The organism is Streptomyces sp. NPDC088252 (assembly GCF_044740965.1).
Lineage (GTDB): Bacteria > Actinomycetota > Actinomycetes > Streptomycetales > Streptomycetaceae > Streptomyces.
Genome location: NZ_JBIURS010000013.1, coordinates 144,873 through 160,174, shown reverse-complemented (window position 1 = coordinate 160,174; position 15,302 = coordinate 144,873). Strand labels below are relative to the sequence as shown.

General features: G+C 68.4%; 14 protein-coding genes. 4 read left to right on the top strand and 10 right to left on the bottom strand.

The genetic code is table 11. From position 1 onward, the window contains the following. Nucleotides 1–58 precede the first annotated feature (58 nt). From trpD to ACIOHC_RS26005, 5 genes are all read right to left on the bottom strand, one after another. A complete protein-coding gene (trpD, locus tag ACIOHC_RS26025) occupies nt 59–1,123 on the bottom strand; it encodes an anthranilate phosphoribosyltransferase (RefSeq protein WP_365690286.1) in 1,065 nt (354 codons plus the stop codon). A 124-nt stretch (nt 1,124–1,247) separates the two neighbouring features. After that, the gene (locus ACIOHC_RS26020) at nt 1,248–2,897 is read right to left on the bottom strand and encodes a cytochrome bc complex cytochrome b subunit (protein ID WP_401844186.1); all 1,650 of its coding nucleotides are present in this window, start codon (nt 2,895–2,897) and stop codon (nt 1,248–1,250) included. Next, the gene (locus ACIOHC_RS26015; protein WP_351078261.1) at nt 2,894–3,946 is read right to left on the bottom strand and encodes a Rieske 2Fe-2S domain-containing protein; all 1,053 of its coding nucleotides are present in this window, start codon (nt 3,944–3,946) and stop codon (nt 2,894–2,896) included. Before ACIOHC_RS26015 ends, ACIOHC_RS26020 begins: the two co-directional genes overlap by 4 nt. Beyond that, complete coding sequence (locus ACIOHC_RS26010; protein WP_351078264.1) at nt 3,943–4,752, bottom strand: c-type cytochrome; 810 nt, start codon at nt 4,750–4,752, stop codon at nt 3,943–3,945. The genes ACIOHC_RS26015 and ACIOHC_RS26010 overlap by 4 nt, the downstream gene beginning before the upstream one ends. 62 nt (nt 4,753–4,814) lie before the next feature. Beyond that, on the bottom strand, nt 4,815–5,435 hold the full coding sequence (locus ACIOHC_RS26005) for a heme-copper oxidase subunit III (protein ID WP_114244128.1): 621 nt from the start codon (nt 5,433–5,435) through the stop codon (nt 4,815–4,817). 187 nt (nt 5,436–5,622) lie between these two features. Here ACIOHC_RS26005 and ACIOHC_RS26000 point away from each other — a divergent pair, with 187 nt between their 5' ends. Then, a complete protein-coding gene (locus ACIOHC_RS26000) occupies nt 5,623–6,021 on the top strand; it encodes a hypothetical protein (RefSeq protein ID WP_351078266.1) in 399 nt (132 codons plus the stop codon). A 56-nt stretch (nt 6,022–6,077) separates the two neighbouring features. Here ACIOHC_RS26000 and ACIOHC_RS25995 read toward each other — a convergent pair whose 3' ends face one another. From ACIOHC_RS25995 to coxB, 4 genes are all read right to left on the bottom strand, one after another. Continuing rightward, nucleotides 6,078–7,334: an Ig-like domain-containing protein gene (locus tag ACIOHC_RS25995; protein WP_351078268.1), complete on the bottom strand. Its 1,257-nt coding sequence runs from the start codon at nt 7,332–7,334 to the stop codon at nt 6,078–6,080. Between the two features lie 118 nt (nt 7,335–7,452). Continuing rightward, nucleotides 7,453–7,851, bottom strand: coding sequence for a cytochrome c oxidase subunit 4 (locus ACIOHC_RS25990; RefSeq protein ID WP_351078270.1), 399 nt, complete (start codon nt 7,849–7,851; stop codon nt 7,453–7,455). Then, a complete protein-coding gene (gene ctaD / locus ACIOHC_RS25985; RefSeq protein ID WP_351078273.1) occupies nt 7,848–9,584 on the bottom strand; it encodes a cytochrome c oxidase subunit I in 1,737 nt (578 codons plus the stop codon). Before ctaD ends, ACIOHC_RS25990 begins: the two co-directional genes overlap by 4 nt. Further along, a complete protein-coding gene (coxB, locus tag ACIOHC_RS25980) occupies nt 9,581–10,543 on the bottom strand; it encodes a cytochrome c oxidase subunit II (protein WP_351078276.1) in 963 nt (320 codons plus the stop codon). Before coxB ends, ctaD begins: the two co-directional genes overlap by 4 nt. A gap of 270 nt (nt 10,544–10,813) precedes the next feature. Between coxB and ACIOHC_RS25975 the strand changes: the two genes are divergently transcribed. After that, the gene (locus ACIOHC_RS25975) at nt 10,814–12,196 is read left to right on the top strand and encodes an aminotransferase class V-fold PLP-dependent enzyme (protein ID WP_365690291.1); all 1,383 of its coding nucleotides are present in this window, start codon (nt 10,814–10,816) and stop codon (nt 12,194–12,196) included. Between the two features lie 15 nt (nt 12,197–12,211). Here the strand turns inward: ACIOHC_RS25975 and ACIOHC_RS25970 are convergent, their stop codons facing one another. After that, nucleotides 12,212–13,186, bottom strand: a complete 975-nt coding sequence (locus tag ACIOHC_RS25970) for a carbohydrate kinase family protein (protein ID WP_351078282.1) — start codon at nt 13,184–13,186, stop codon at nt 12,212–12,214. 160 nt (nt 13,187–13,346) lie between these two features. Here ACIOHC_RS25970 and ACIOHC_RS25965 point away from each other — a divergent pair, with 160 nt between their 5' ends. Then, nucleotides 13,347–13,544: a hypothetical protein gene (locus ACIOHC_RS25965; RefSeq protein ID WP_401844178.1), complete on the top strand. Its 198-nt coding sequence runs from the start codon at nt 13,347–13,349 to the stop codon at nt 13,542–13,544. A 139-nt stretch (nt 13,545–13,683) separates the two neighbouring features. Further along, a complete protein-coding gene (locus tag ACIOHC_RS25960) occupies nt 13,684–15,180 on the top strand; it encodes a hypothetical protein (RefSeq protein WP_351078287.1) in 1,497 nt (498 codons plus the stop codon). The last annotated feature ends 122 nt before the right edge of the window (nt 15,181–15,302 follow it).

The window sequence follows — 15,302 nt, the reverse complement described above, 5'->3', positions numbered from 1 at the left end:
GGAACGCGCAAGGCGCGGTCCAGGATCCGGACCGCGCCCCACATCACCCGACGGGCTCTCAGGCGTTGCTGACCGCCACCCAGCGCTCCAGCGCGCGCCGCGCCGCGCCGGAGTCGATGGACTCGGCGGCCTTCGCGATCCCGGCGGTGATCTGCTCGTTCAGCGTGCCGTCCGTCGGGTCCAGGGCGACCAGTGCGGCCGCCGAGTTGAGCAGCACGGCCTCCCGTACGGGCCCGTGCTCGCCGGCCAGCACCCGGCGGGCCACATCCGCGTTGTACGAGGCGTCGGCGCCGCGCAGCGCCTGTGCCGGCACCAGCTGGAGGCCGACGTCGCGCGGGTCGAACGCCTCCTCGCGCACCGATCCGTCCCGGACCATCCAGACGCGCGAGGTAGCGGTCGTCGTCAGCTCGTCCAGGCCGTCGTCACCGCGGAAGACCAGCGCGGAGTTGCCGCGCTCCGCGAGGACGCCCGCGACGATCGGCGCCATCCGCAGGTCGGCCACGCCGATGGCCTGGGACCGCACCCTGGCCGGATTGGTGAGCGGTCCGAGGATGTTGAAGGTGGTCTGGGCACCGAGCTCCTTGCGGGCCCTGGCCGCGTACCGCAGGGCGGGGTGGAACTTCACCGCGAAGCAGAAGGTGATGCCCGCCTCCTCCGCCACCTCGACGACCCGCTGCGCGCTGAGCTCCAGATTGACGCCGAGCTTCTCCAGCACGTCGGAGGAACCGCTCGCCGAGGAGGAGGCGCGGTTGCCGTGCTTGACGACCTTCGCGCCGGTGCCCGCGATGACGATCGCCGACATCGTGGAGATGTTGACCGTCTTGGCGAGGTCGCCGCCGGTGCCGACGATGTCGACCGTGCGGCCGGGTACGTGGATGGTGTTGGCGTGCTCGTACATCGCACGCACCAGCCCCGACACCTCGTCGACCGTCTCGCCCTTGGCACGCAGGGCCACCGCGAAACCGGCGATCTGCACATCGCTCGCCTCGCCGCTCATGATGCGGTCCATCGCCCACGCGGTGTCCTGCGCGGTCAGGTTCTCGCCGCGCAGCAGGGGGTTCAGCAGGCCGGGCCAGGAACGGTCCGCCACGCTGTCGCCGCCGACCGGGGTCACAACGTTCATGGTCCGCTCCTGGGGTCCACAGCCGAGAAAAGGGGTAAGGCCCACCCTATCGAGCGCCGCGGACAGCGAAGAGCCCCGTCCATCGGATGGACGGGGCTCCTGCTGTGGCGATCAGTTCAGGCGATCAGTGGTGACCGTGGCCGCTGGTGATCTCCTTGTACTCCTCGACGGTGGGCTTGGCGATCTGGTTGTTCTCGCCGTAGTAGCCCTTGCTGAGCCTGGCCCGCAGCTTCTGCAGAACGGGCACCTTGCGCTCGACACCGTTCTCGTCGACCGTCGGGCCGATCTCGACCGGCTTGTACTGCTCGTGCGCGGTGAGCGTGTGCAGCTGCTCGGGACCGAGCGGCTCGTGGATCTCGACGAACTCACCGTGCGGCAGGCGCTTGATGATGCCGGACTCGCGTCCGTGCAGCACCTTCTCCTTGTCGCGGCGCTGGAGGCCGAGGCAGATCCGCCGGGTGGCGATGAACGCGATGACCGGGCCCACGAAGATGAAGATCCGGACGAACCAGGAGATGGCGTTCAGCGACAGGTGGAAGTGCGTGGCCCACAGGTCGTTGCCACCGCCGATGAAGACGATGACGTACTCGGTGATCCAGGCGACGCCGAAGGCCGTCCGGGTCGGAGCGTTGCGCGGGCGGTCCAGGATGTGGTGCTCGCGCTTGTCCCCGGTGACCCAGGACTCGACGAACGGGTAGACCGCGATGATCGCGAGCACCAGTCCGAAGGCCATCAGCGGGATGAACACACCCAGGACGAGCGTGTGACCCCAGAGGTTGATCTCCCAGCCGGGCATCACTCGGATCAGACCCTCGGCGAAGCCCATGTACCAGTCGGGCTGGGCGCCGGTGGACACCTGGTCCGGGCGGTACGGGCCGATGGCCCAGATCGGGTTGATCGACGCGATGGCCGCGATGACGGCGATGATGCCGAAGACCAGGAAGAAGAAGCCACCGGCCTTCGCCATGTACACCGGCAGCAGCGGCATACCGACGACGTTCTTGTTGGTGCGGCCCGGACCCGCGAACTGCGTGTGCTTGTGGTAGAAGACCAGGATCAGGTGCGCCACCAGCAGGCCGAGCATGATGCCCGGAAGCAGCAGGATGTGGATCGAGTAGAACCGGGCGACGAAGTCGTGTCCGGGGAACTCTCCGCCGAACAGGAACATCGAGATGTACGTGCCGACGATCGGCATCGACAGGATCGCGCCCTGGGTGAAGCGGACACCCGTACCGGACAGCAGGTCGTCCGGGAGCGAGTAGCCGGTGAAGCCGGTGAACATACCCAGCACGAACAGCAGGAAGCCGAACAGCCAGTTGATCTCACGCGGCTTGCGGAAGGCACCCGTGAAGAAGACGCGCATCATGTGCACGAACATGCCGGCCAGGAAGATCAGCGCGGCCCAGTGGTGGATCTGCCGGACCAGCAGACCACCGCGGACGTCGAAGCTGATGTCCAGCGTCGAGGCGTAGGCCTCGGACATCCGGATGCCCTGCATCGGCTCGTACGAGCCGTGGTACACGACCTCGTTCATGCTCGGGTGGAAGAACAGCGTCAGATACACACCCGTGAGGATGATGATGATGAAGCTGTAGAGGGCGATCTCACCGAGCATGAAGGACCAGTGGTCCGGGAAGATCTTGCGCATGTTGGCCTTGGCCAGGGAGTAGATCCCGAGCCGGCCGTCCGCCCAGTCGGCCACCCGCTCACCGGCGGGCGCCTTGCGATTCCCCGGTGCCGCGGCACCGGGTGTGTTCGTGGTCGCAGTACTCATCCGCGCTCCCAGAATGCAGGACCGACGGGCTCTTCGAAGTCACCGAGCGCCTCGAGGTTGCCCTCGCTGTTCACACCGATCCGCAGCTGCGGAAGGGCGTGACCGGCCGGACCGAAGATGACGCGGGCGCCGTCGGAGAGGTCGAAGGTGGACTGGTGGCACGGGCAGAGCACATGGTGCGTCTGCTGCTCGTACAGGCTGATCGGGCAGCCGACGTGCGTGCAGATCTTGGAGAAGGCCACGATTCCCTCGTGGGCCCACTCGCGCTCGCGCTTGTCCTTGATGTTCTTCGGCTCGATGCGGATGATCATCAGCGCGGCCTTGGCGATCTGATTCTGGAAGTCCTCCGCGTCCTCCGACAGGCCCTCGGGCATGGCGAAGGTCAGCGAACCGACGGCGACGTCCTCAGGACGCAGCGGCTCCATCGTGTTCATGTTGATGAGCTGCTTGCCCTTGGCCCACAGGGTGTTGCGGAGCTTCTTCTCCGGCAGCGGACCGAGGTCGCGCAGCAGCATCACCCCGGAGAGCGGCACCAGGGCCAGCGCACCGAACATGGTGTTGCGGATCAGCTTGCGCCGGCCGAACGCGGACTCCTCGGCACCTGCCGCGAAGTCGGCGAGAACCTTCGCCTTGACCTCGGGCTCGGCCTCGATGGCGTGCCGGTCGTCGGCGACCTCCACGTCGGACATCAGGGTGCGCGCCCAGTGGACGGCACCCGCGCCGATCGTGAAGAGGGCCACGCCCAGGGTCAGACCCAGGGAGAAGTTGAGCGCGCTCACATGGCCGAAGGGCCAGATGTACACGATCTTGTCGACCGGGAAGATGACGTACGAGGCGATGAAGCCGACCGTCGCCAGCATGGACAGCGTGAACATGAACGCCACGGCGCGCTCGGAGCGCTTCGCGGCCCGTTCGTCGATGTCCTGGATGCGCGGCTTGTGGGCCGGCAGCCCCGGGTCGGCGAACGGGTCGTCCGCGACCTCTACCGCGCCGTGCGCGGTGCCCTGCTCAGCGGGCAGGTTCTCGTCTGGAATCTCTTGGCTACTCATGACTTCTTGGCCTTAGCGGTGTGGGCCGCGACCCAAATGGCAACTGCGATCAGTGCGCCGAGTCCGAAGATCCAGGCGAACAGACCCTCGCTGACCGGCCCCAGGCCGCCCAGCGTGAGACCGCCCGGGTTCTCGGTCTGGGCGCCGTTCACGGTCTGGACGTACGCGATGATGTCCCGCTTCTGCTGCTCGGGCATCGTCGTGTCCGGGAAGGACGGCATGCTCTGCGGACCGGTCTGCATGGCCTCGTAGAGGTGCTTCGGGCTCACGCCTTCGAGGCTGGGCGCGTACTTGCCGTTCGTCAGCGCACCACCCTGGCCGGTGAAGTTGTGGCACTGCGCGCAGTTGGTGCGGAACAGTTCGCCACCCTTGGCGATGTCCGCGCCTTCAGGGCTGACCTGGCTCTTGGTCGGAACGACCGGACCGGCGCCGAGCGACGCGACGTACGCCGCGAGCTGGTCGATCTCGGCCTGGCTGTAGATGACCTTCTTCTTCGGTACCTGGGCACCCGGCTGCTGCGCCGGCATGCGTCCCGTACCGACCTGGAAGTCCACGGCGGCGGAGCCCACGCCGACCAGGCTCGGCCCGTCGGTGGTGCCCTGACCGCCGGTTCCGTGGCAGCTGGCGCAACCGACGGAGTACAGCTTCTTGCCCTCGTCGATGGCAAGGGACTGGGCGGTGTCGTCGGCCTGCGCCTTACTCGCGGGCGCAAACGCGGCGTACAGCCCCCCAGTGGCCGCCAGCGCGAGGAGTAGTACGACGACCGCCGCCAACGGATGGCGTCGTCGTGCGGAGAGCTTTTTCACGGATTACCCCGGTGTCAGGATCTTCTGCGTCGATGCTGGATGTGGTTCGGGTTCGAGCCCGGTTACTTGATCATGTAGATCGTGGCGAAGAGGCCGATCCACACGACATCGACGAAGTGCCAGTAATAGGACACGACGATGGCGGCGGTCGCCTGTTCGTGGGTGAACCTCTTGGCTGCGTACGTCCTGCCCAGAACGAGCAGGAAGGCGATGAGCCCGCCTGTCACGTGCAGCCCGTGGAAGCCGGTCGTCAGGTAGAACACCGAGCCGTACGGGTCCGAGGACAGCGAGAGGCCGTCCTTCTTCACCAGCTCGGTGTACTCGAAGACCTGGCCTCCGATGAAGATCGCACCCATCACGAAAGTGATCACGAACCAGGTACGGAGCTTCTTCACGTCGCCCCGCTCCGCGGCGAAGACGCCGAGCTGGCAGGTGAGTGAGGAGAGCACCAGGATCGTGGTGTTCGTCGCGGAGAACGGGAAGTTCAGGGCCGAAGCCATTTCCTTCCAGTGGTCCGGTCCCGTCACCGATCGCAGGGTGAAGTACATCGCGAAGAGGGCCGCGAAGAACATCAGCTCGGAACTCAACCAGATGATGGTTCCGACGCTGGTGAGGTTCGGCCGATTGACCGACGGGTGCGCGTGCCCGGTTTCTACTGTCGTTGCTGTCGCCACGACCGACATTATGTCGGTCCCTTATCCCGCCCTCACTCCGGGGGGTGCCGTTCGGTGTGTCAACAGGGTGTGCCCTCCCCGAACAGCCCATGAATCCGCCGTCCCGGGCGGTGCTGACAGGCCATCGGGCGGAGTACGATCCGCGCATCGGTTCATGCCCGGAAAGCCCCGAAGACACAGATGTCACGGAGGAACAATGCAGCCGACCGCCACGGTCCTGGTCTACAGCGACGACGCCAACACCCGTGAGCAGGTGAGGCTGGCAGCCGGGCGCAGGCCGGCCGCCGACGTGCCACCGGTGGAGTTCCTCGAGTGCGCCACCCTGCCCGCCGTCCTGGAGGCACTGGACAACGGCGGCATCGATGTCTGCGTGCTGGACGGCGAGGCGGCGCCCGCGGGCGGTATGGGCGTCTGCCGGCAGATCAAGGACGAGATCTTCCACTGCCCGCCCGTCCTGCTGCTGATGGGGCGCCCGCAGGATGCCTGGCTGGCCACGTGGAGCCGCGCGGACGCCGCGGTGACCCTGCCGGTCGAGCCGGTCGAGTTCGCGGACGCCCTGGCCGCTCTGCTGCGCAACAGGCTCTGCATGGCCTGAGGCCCGCCGCGGATCCGTCCGCGGCCCCGCTGAGGGGCGGCGCACCCCCGGGCCGGTCAGACCTCGGGGCGCAGTCGCGCCGCCTGGATCGTGTCCGTGCGGTCCGGGGTGGTGTTCTTCTGCAGCGCGCTGCCCTTCAGCCATTTGGCCCAGGAGAGGTTCCAGTCGCCGTAGCCGTTGTCGAACGGCGTCATCGTCGCGCCCTGGCTGCCGACGACCTGGACGATGTCGCCCGTGCGCACGGTGTTGTAGAACCACTCGGCCAGGCCGGTGGTCATCCCCGTACAGCCGTGGCTGACGTTCGCGTACCCCTGCGAACCGGCGGACCAGGGGGCCGCGTGCACGTACTCGCCGCTCCAGGTCACGCGCGTCGCGTAGTAGACCATCAGGTCGTACGAGTCGGACGAGTTCTCCGAGATGCCGATCGTCTCACCGCGCATGCGTACGGCGTATTCCTTGGCCAGCACGACCTTGACACCGTTTCGGGTGGCGAAGCCCGGTTTGCCGGTGGTCACCGGAATGGTGTTGATCACTTTCCCGTCGCGCTTGACCGTCATCGTGTGTGCGGCAGCGTCGGTGATGGCCTCGATGCGGTCGCCGGTGGTGAGCCTCAGCGCCTTCGTGGGGGCCCCGTACAGGCCGCCGGTGACCTTGACTCCGGCCAGGCCGCTGGTGACGTCGATGGTGGCCCTGGCGGGCCAGTACTCCTGCGGACGGTAGTGCAGGGTCTTGTCGTCGACCCAGTACCAGGAGCCGGTCACGGCGGGCGTCGAGCGGACCCGCAGGGCACGCTCCACGATGGCCCTGGACGCCTTGTCCTTGATCGGAGCGCTGAGTTCCGCCGTGATGGGCTGTCCGACGCCGTAGGTGCCCGCCTCAGGACCGAAGGCGACCTTCAGGAACTTCTTGGCCGAGGTGGTCCCGAAGGAGAGCGTACGGCTGCCCGGATCGCCGTCGCCGTCCTCCATGCTGACCCGGACCGTGTAGCGGGTACCCGCGGCGAGCGGGGAGGTGGCGTGCCAGCGCCTCCCGTCGGCGTCGAGCTCGCCCGCCAGATGGCGTCCTGCCGCGTCCACGGCCGTGACGTCCGTGATCCGGCCGTCGTCACCGTCGACGGTGAGTTCGAGCGGCTTGTCGGAGTCGACCTTCTCGTCCCCGTCGGAGACGTTGGCGGAGATCTCGTCCACGGCGTCGTACGGTTTCGCCGCGAGCGGGTGGCCGTCGGACCCCCCGCACGCGGTCACACCTGCGACCAGGGTCACGACCAGCAGAGTGCAGCTCACTACGGGGCGGAAGCGCGGCGTGTGGTTCATGAACACACGCTATGAAGATTCATCCCTATAAGCGCGCTATGTGACTCCAAACGGGGGGCCTGTACTTCTTTTGGTGGAGAAGTACAGGCCCCCCGTCAGGTGGAGCGGTGACGCGAGGTCACTGGGTGCGGTTCTCACCGCGGTAGTACTCGAAGACCCAGCCGAACAGACCGATCAGGATGACCGGGGTCGAGAAGTAGAGCAGCCACCAGCCGAAGACGATGCCGAGGAAGGCCATGGCGCCGCCGATCGCCAGCGCGAGCGGCTGCCAGCTGTGCGGGGAGAAGAACCCCACCTCGCCGGCCTCGTCCGCGACATCGGCTTCCTTGTTGTCCTGGGCCATGGCGTCGACCCGCTGCGCCGTGAAGGCGAGGTAGAAGCCGATCATGACGCTCAGACCGAAGGCCAGGAAGAGCGCGGTGGTACCGGCCGGCTCCTTCGACCACACGCCGTACGTGATGGCCATGGCGAGCATGAAGACGCTCAGCCAGATGAACATCTTGCCCTGGATCTTCACTTGCCGGCCTCCTTGCCACCAGCGAGGGCCTTGTCATCCTCGGAGTGGTGCTCCAGCTGTTCGAGCGCCGCGATCTCCGGGTGATGCAGGTCGAACGCCGGGGACTCGGAACGGATCCGCGGCAGGGTGAGGAAGTTGTGCCGCGGCGGCGGGCAGGAGGTCGCCCACTCCAGCGAACGGCCGTAGCCCCACGGGTCGTCGACCTCGACCTTCTTGCCGTACTTGGCGGTCTTCCACACGTTGTAGAAGAACGGCAGCATCGACAGACCGAGCAGGAACGAGGAGATCGTCGAGATCGTGTTCAGCGCGGTGAAGCCGTCCGCGGCGAGGTAGTCCGCGTAACGACGCGGCATGCCCTCGGCACCCAGCCAGTGCTGCACCAGGAACGTGCCGTGGAAGCCCACGAACAGCGTCCAGAACGTGATCTTGCCGAGCCGCTCGTCCAGCATCTTGCCGGTGAACTTCGGCCACCAGAAGTGGAATCCGGAGAACATCGCGAAGACCACGGTGCCGAAGATGACGTAGTGGAAGTGCGCGACGACGAAGTACGAGTCCGAGACGTGGAAGTCCATCGGGGGCGACGCCAGGATCACACCGGTCAGACCACCGAAGGTGAAGGTGATCAGGAAGCCGACGGCCCAGAGCATCGGTGTCTCGAAGGACAACGACCCCTTCCACATCGTGCCGATCCAGTTGAAGAACTTCACACCGGTCGGCACCGCGATGAGGAAGGTCATGAACGAGAAGAACGGCAACAGCACACCGCCGGTGACGTACATGTGGTGCGCCCACACGGTCACGGAGAGGCCCGCGATGGCGATCGTCGCGCTGATCAGACCGATGTAGCCGAACATCGGCTTTCGACTGAACACCGGAATCACTTCGGAAATGATTCCGAAGAATGGCAGAGCGATGATGTACACCTCTGGATGGCCGAAGAACCAGAAGAGGTGTTGCCAGAGCAATGCGCCGCCATTGGACGCATCGAACACATGCGCACCGAACTTGCGGTCGGCCTCCAGCGCGAAGAGCGCGGCGGCGAGAACCGGGAAGGCCAGCAGGACCAGCACACCGGTCAGCAGGACGTTCCAGACGAAGATCGGCATGCGGAACATCGTCATGCCGGGAGCACGCATGCAGATGATCGTGGTGATGAAGTTGACCGAACCGAGGATCGTGCCGAAGCCGGAGAAGGCCAGACCCATGATCCACATGTCGGCGCCGACACCCGGCGAACGGACCGCGTCCGAGAGCGGGGAGTAGGCGAACCAGCCGAAGTCGGCCGCACCCTGCGGGGTGAGGAAGCCGGCCACCGCGATGAGCGAGCCGAAGAGGTACAGCCAGTACGCGAACATGTTCAGCCGCGGGAACGCCACGTCGGGCGCGCCGATCTGCAGCGGCATGATCCAGTTCGCGAATCCGGCGAACAGCGGCGTCGCGAACATCAGCAGCATGATCGTGCCGTGCATCGTGAACGCCTGGTTGAACTGCTCGTTCGACATGATCTGCGTGCCGGGACGGGCCAGCTCGGCGCGCATGATGAGCGCCATCAGACCGCCGATGCAGAAGAACACGAACGACGTGACCAGGTACATCGTGCCGATCGTCTTGTGGTCAGTGGTGGTCAACCACTTGATGACGACGTTTCCCGGCTGCTTGCGCCGGACCGGCAGCTCGTCCTCGTACGAGTCGTCTGCTGCCGCGGCACCCTGAGGTTCGTTGAGGATGCTCACAGTTTGTTCGTCTCCGCATTCCTGGCCGGGTCAGTCTGCGCGATGCCGGCCGGCACGTAGCCCGTCTGGCCCTTCTTCGCCAGCTCCTTGAGGTGCGCCTGGTAGCGCTCCGGGGAGACGACCTTGACGTTGAAGAGCATCCGGGAGTGGTCGACGCCACAGAGCTCGGCGCACTTGCCCATGAAGGTGCCCTCCTGGTTGGGAGTCACCTCGAAGGCATTGGTGTGGCCCGGAATGACGTCCTGCTTCATGAGGAACGGCACCACCCAGAAGGAGTGGATGACGTCACGCGAAGTCAGAACGAAGCGGACCTTCTCGCCCTTCGGCAGCCACAGGGTCGGACCAGGGTTGCCGTTCTGCGGGTTCCGCGTTCCCGGGATGCCGTAGTCGTAGACGCCTTCCGCTCCCTCGGGGAAGTCCTTCCGGAACCTGTCCGGGATGGCGTCCAGTTCCTTGGGGATCTTTTTGCCCGTGGCGAGCGAGCCGTCCACGTTCTCGATGTAGTTGAATCCCCAGCTCCACTGGTAGCCGACCACGTTGATGGTGTGGGCGGGCTTGGGGGAGAGCGTGAGGAGCTTCGATTCATCGCGCGCGGTGAAGTAGAACAACACCGAGACGATGATCAGAGGGACCACGGTGTACAACGCCTCGATGGGCATGTTGTACCTGGTCTGCGTAGGAACCTCGACCTTGGTGCGGCTGCGCCGGTGGAAGATGACGCTCCACAGGATCAGACCCCAGACCAGCACGCCCGTGGCGAGCGCTGCCGCCCACGAGCCCTGCCAGAGGGAAAGGATCCGTGGCGCCTCTTCCGTTACCGGCGTAGGCATACCAAGACGGGGAAAGTCCTTGTATGTGCAACCGGTGGCGGTCGCCAGGACCAGGCCCGCAGTCAGCACCTGCGGCAGCTTCCGCCGCATCGGGCGCCGCGACGAGCGGTCGGAGCCGTTGGGACTCACGTAGCGCCTTCCCGAGAGTCTCGCCCGCGCGGTCGGCGCGGCCGTCTTTCTGGTCGGTCGCCGCCCTGACGCGGGCAGGGGTTTGGATGTTTATGCGGACCAAACCCTACTGGACGCCATTTGGGGTCGCGCGGGGAGGGTGCCCAACGCGCCGTCCGACACCCCGAAGGGGTGGAGTACGGGCCTGAGGCGGCCATCTGACGCCCCCTCTCCTGGGCGCGCGGGCGGCCTGTCACCGGGCGGCGGCCCGGCGCGGGCTAGCGTGGCCGTGTGCCCTACTTCGACGCCGCTTCCTCCGCTCCCCTGCACCCCGTCGCCCGCCAGGCTCTGCTTGCCGCGCTGGACGAGGGGTGGGCCGACCCGGCCAGGCTCTACCGCGAGGGACGCAGGGCCCGGCTGTTGCTGGACGCGGCCCGGGAGGCCGCCGCGGAGGCCGTGGGGTGCCGCCCGGACGAGCTCACGTTCACTCCTTCGGGGACGCGTGCGGTGCACTCAGGAGTTTCCGGGGCCCTCGCGGGGCGTCGGCGTGTCGGCCGCCATCTGGTCTTCTCCGCGGTCGAACACTCCTCCGTCCTCCATTCGGCCGCCGCCCACGAAGCCCAGGGCGGATCGGCCTCCGAGGTCGCCGTGGACCGGTCGGGTGCGGTGAGCGCGGCGGCGTACGCGCAGGCGCTGCGCGAGGACACCGCGCTGGCCTGTCTGCAGTCCGCCAATCACGAGGTCGGCACCGAGCAGCCGGTGGCCGAGGTCGCGGAGGTCTGCAGGGCGGCGGGGGTTCCGCTGCTGGTGGACGCCGCCCAGTCGCTGGGCTGGGGGCCGGTGCCGGGCGGCTGGTCACTGCTGGCCGCGAGCGCGCACAAGTGGGGCGGGCCCTCGGGGGTCGGGCTGCTGGCGGTGCGCAAGGGGGTGCGGTTCGCGGCTCAGGGCCCGGCCGACGAGCGCGAGTCGGGGCGGGCCGCGGGGTTCGAGAACATCCCGGCGATCGTGGCCGCTGCGGCTTCGCTGCGGGCGGTGCGGGCGGAGGCGGCGGCAGAGTCCGTACGGCTGCGGGCCCTGGTGGACCGCATCAGGGCCCGGGTGCCGCAACTGGTGCCCGATGTGGAGGTGGTCGGCGATCCGGTGCGGCGGCTGCCGCATCTGGTGACGTTCTCCTGTCTCTATGTCGACGGAGAGACCCTGCTCCATGAACTGGACCGGTGCGAATTCTCCGTGTCGTCCGGTTCCTCCTGCACCAGCAGCACGCTGACCCCGAGCCATGTGCTCAGGGCCATGGGGGTGCTGTCGGAGGGGAACGTACGGGTGTCGCTGCCGACCGGCACCACGGACGAGGACGTCGACCGCTTCCTGGACGTACTGCCCCGGGTGGTGGCAGAGGTACGGGAGAGGCTGGGGGCGCCCGTCTCGGCTCCCCCCTCCCCCGCCGCGTCCGCGTCCCTGGTGGTCGACGCCCTCGGGAAGCGCTGCCCGATCCCCGTGATCGAGCTCGCGAAGGTGATCGGGGACGTGCCGCTGGGCGGGACGGTGACCGTGCTCTCCGACGACGAGGCGGCGCGGCTGGACATCCCGGCCTGGTGCGCGATGCGCGAGCAGGAGTACGTGGGCGAGGAGCCGGCGGACCGCGGCTCGGCCTATGTGGTCCGCCGGCTGACCTGAGACTCCCCTTCGGGATCAGCCCAGGTGCGCACGGACCTCGGCGGCGGCGTCGTGGCCGTACGCCTTGGTGAAGCGGTCCATGAAGTGGGCGCGGCGCAGGGTGTACTCCTGGGTGCCGACCGTCTCGATGACCAGGGTGGCGAGCATGCAGCCGACCTGGGCGGCGCGCTCCAGGCCGACTCCCCAGGCGAGACCGGAGAGGAATCCGGCCCTGAAGGCGTCGCCGACACCGGTCGGGTCGGCCTTGATCTCCTCCTCGGGGCAGCCGACCTCGATCGGCTCGTGGCCGGCCCGCTCGATCCGCACGCCGCGGGCGCCGAGCGTGGTGACCCGGTGACCGACCTTGGCCAGGATGTCCGCGTCGCTCCAGCCCGTCTTGGACTCGATGAGCCCCTTCTCGTACTCGTTGGAGAAGAGGTACGTGGCGCCGTCCAGGAGGATCCGGATCTCGTCGCCGTCCATCCGCGCGATCTGCTGCGAGAAGTCCGCGGCGAACGGGATGCCGCGCGAGCGGCACTCCTCGGTGTGGCGGAGCATCCCCTCGGGGTCGTCCGCGCCGATCGAGACGAGGTCGAGGCCGCCGACACGGTCGGCGACGGACTTGAGCTCGATGAGCCGCGCCTCGCTCATCGCGCCCGTGTAGAAGGAACCGATCTGGTTGTGGTCCGCGTCCGTCGTGCAGACGAAACGGGCGGTGTGCAGGACCTCGGAGATCCTGACCGACCCGGTGTCGACGCCGTGGCGGTCGAGCCACGCACGGTACTCGTCGAAGTCGGAGCCCGCGGCACCGACCAGGATCGGGCGGGTGCCCAGCAGGCCCATGCCGAAGCAGATGTTGGCGGCGACACCGCCCCGGCGCACATCGAGGTTGTCGACCAGGAAGGACAGCGAGACCGTGTGCAGCTGATCCGCGACCAATTGGTCGGCGAAACGGCCGGGGAAGGTCATGAGGTGATCGGTGGCGATGGAGCCGGTGACTGCGATTCGCACGGGGAGACTGCTCCTGTGGAGATCGGGGGGAACGGGTGACGGTGTTCCCGGGGCGGCGTGACAGTTCACGCTACCCGTTTCTCGCACTCGCCCTGAAGGGGGGAAAACTACCCGATAGTAGGGCTTTCTTCCCGAGGCGTGTGATGCCTACGGTGCGCGTATGTCGAACCACAACGCTCCACGCGAGTCCGAGATCAGCCTGGCCGAGCTGCGCGGTGACTGCGCGCGCATGGCTCCGCACTGGGTGACTCCCGCGAAGCCCTCCCCCGTTCCGGTCGCACCGTCCCGCATTCACGGGGTGACCGTGCCGCCGGCCTCCGCGCGGCTGATCGACGCCATGTCCGACTACGGCGACTGAGCCCGGCGCTCCGGTCGCGGCCCCCGCCCCCGAGGGAACCGTGCGCCCGCGTGCCCCGTCCCACCGTTGTCCCCACCCGCGGGACGGAGGGCAGGCCGGTGACGGTCTGTGACGGCAACGCAGGCGAAGGAGCGATCCGGTGAGCACCGAGCGACCCGACAACGACGTGACCGGCCCCCGGCGGCGCTCGCCACTCGCCGTGGCCTCGGTGGCGGCAGCCGTACTGCTGGCCGGGGGTGGTGGCGCGTACTGGGCCGCGACCGCCGCGGACGGCGACGGCCGAAGCGGTGGCAGCGCGGCGGCCGACGGGGGGCGCACCCCTCCTCTGCTGGCCCTGGACGAGCACGCGGGCGGCCCGGCGGCGCCCGACGGGTCCTCGCCGGGCGCCGCACCCGGCATCGCGCCGGGCGAGCCCGACCCGCACGGCGGCCGGGTGGTCTATCGCGCCGCCGGCAAGCTTCCCGAGGGGCCGGGTACGGCGGCGGTGCAGCGCACCGAGGGCACCGTCTCCGCTGCGGAGGTGTCCCGGCTGGCGAAGGCGCTGGGCCTTGAGGGCACGCCGCGGGCGGAGGGCACGTCGTGGAAGGTGGGGTCCGACAAGGACGGCTCCGGCCCGGCCCTCCGGGTGAACAAGCAGGCGCCGGGCACCTGGAGCTTCGCCCGGTACGGCTCCGGCGGTACGGACAACTGCGAGGGCGTCTCGGCCTGTTCGAGCACGAAGGTGGTCCCGGGCGACGGCCGTTCCCCGGTGGGCGAGGGCGCCGCGCGGGCCGCCGCGGCGCCGGTCCTGAAGGCGGTGGGGCAGGACGACGCCGTACTCGACGCCAGGCAACTCATGGGATCGGTACGGGTGGTGAACGCCGACCCGGTGGTGGACGGACTTCCCACCTATGGCTGGTCGACCGGGATCCAGGTGGGTTCGGACGGTGAAGTGGTCGGCGGCAGCGGGCAGTTGAAGGCCACGGAGAAGGGCGACAGCTATCCGGTGATCAGCGCGGGCGAGGCGCTGAAGCAGCTGAATGCGGCGACGTCCCGGACGGACGGGCGCGCGGACATCGGCGGGTGCGCCACCCCCGTACCGCTGCAGGACGGCGTACCGCTGCAGGACGGCCTGAAATCGCCGCAGGTCCATTGCGGAACGCGGACCGGGGCGGAGCGGCCGACGACGACCGTGACGGTCGACAAGGCCGTGTTCGGCCTCACGGCGCGGTACGTGGCGGGCAAGCAGACGCTCGTACCGTCCTGGTTCTTCTCGGTGCGGCCGGCCATGGGCGGCACGGGCGGGACCGTGTCGCGGATCGCCGTGGACCCCGCGTACCTGAAGAAGGAAGCGCCGTCGGCGACGACCCCGCCTCCGGGGGACACGGAGAAGACCTCGCGGCAGATCCTGTCGTACAACGCCGACGGGCGGACCCTGTCGGTGACGTTCTGGGGCGGGGCGTGCAGCACGTACACGGCGAGTGCGAGCGAGGACGGGAAGACGGTGCGGGTGACGGTGGCGGAGGCGAAGCCGGCCGGGAAGCGGCTCTGCGTCATGATCGCCAAGGAGCTGACCCGCACGGTGACGCTGGACGCACCGCTCGGCGACCGGACGGTGGTCGACGCCGCATCGGGCGGCGACGTGCCCCGCGACTGACGTCCGGACCCTTGCACACGACACAGAGGCGGGGGGGGCGCGGGGGCCGGGCCGCCCCGCCCGGGGGGGGGGGGGGGGGGCGGGAGCGGCCGCCGGAGGGGGGTGCCCCGGGCCGCGGGCCC

Coding starts and splice junctions, on each gene's coding strand:
- trpD (WP_365690286.1), bottom strand. CDS start 1,123: ATGAACGTTGTGACCCCGGTCGGCGGCGACAGCGTGGCGGACCGTTCC.
- ACIOHC_RS26020 (WP_401844186.1), bottom strand. CDS start 2,897: ATGAGTACTGCGACCACGAACACACCCGGTGCCGCGGCACCGGGGAAT.
- ACIOHC_RS26015 (WP_351078261.1), bottom strand. CDS start 3,946: ATGAGTAGCCAAGAGATTCCAGACGAGAACCTGCCCGCTGAGCAGGGC.
- ACIOHC_RS26005 (WP_114244128.1), bottom strand. CDS start 5,435: ATGTCGGTCGTGGCGACAGCAACGACAGTAGAAACCGGGCACGCGCAC.
- ACIOHC_RS26000 (WP_351078266.1), top strand. CDS start 5,623: ATGCAGCCGACCGCCACGGTCCTGGTCTACAGCGACGACGCCAACACC.
- ACIOHC_RS25995 (WP_351078268.1), bottom strand. CDS start 7,334: ATGAACCACACGCCGCGCTTCCGCCCCGTAGTGAGCTGCACTCTGCTG.
- ACIOHC_RS25965 (WP_401844178.1), top strand. CDS start 13,347: ATGTCGAACCACAACGCTCCACGCGAGTCCGAGATCAGCCTGGCCGAG.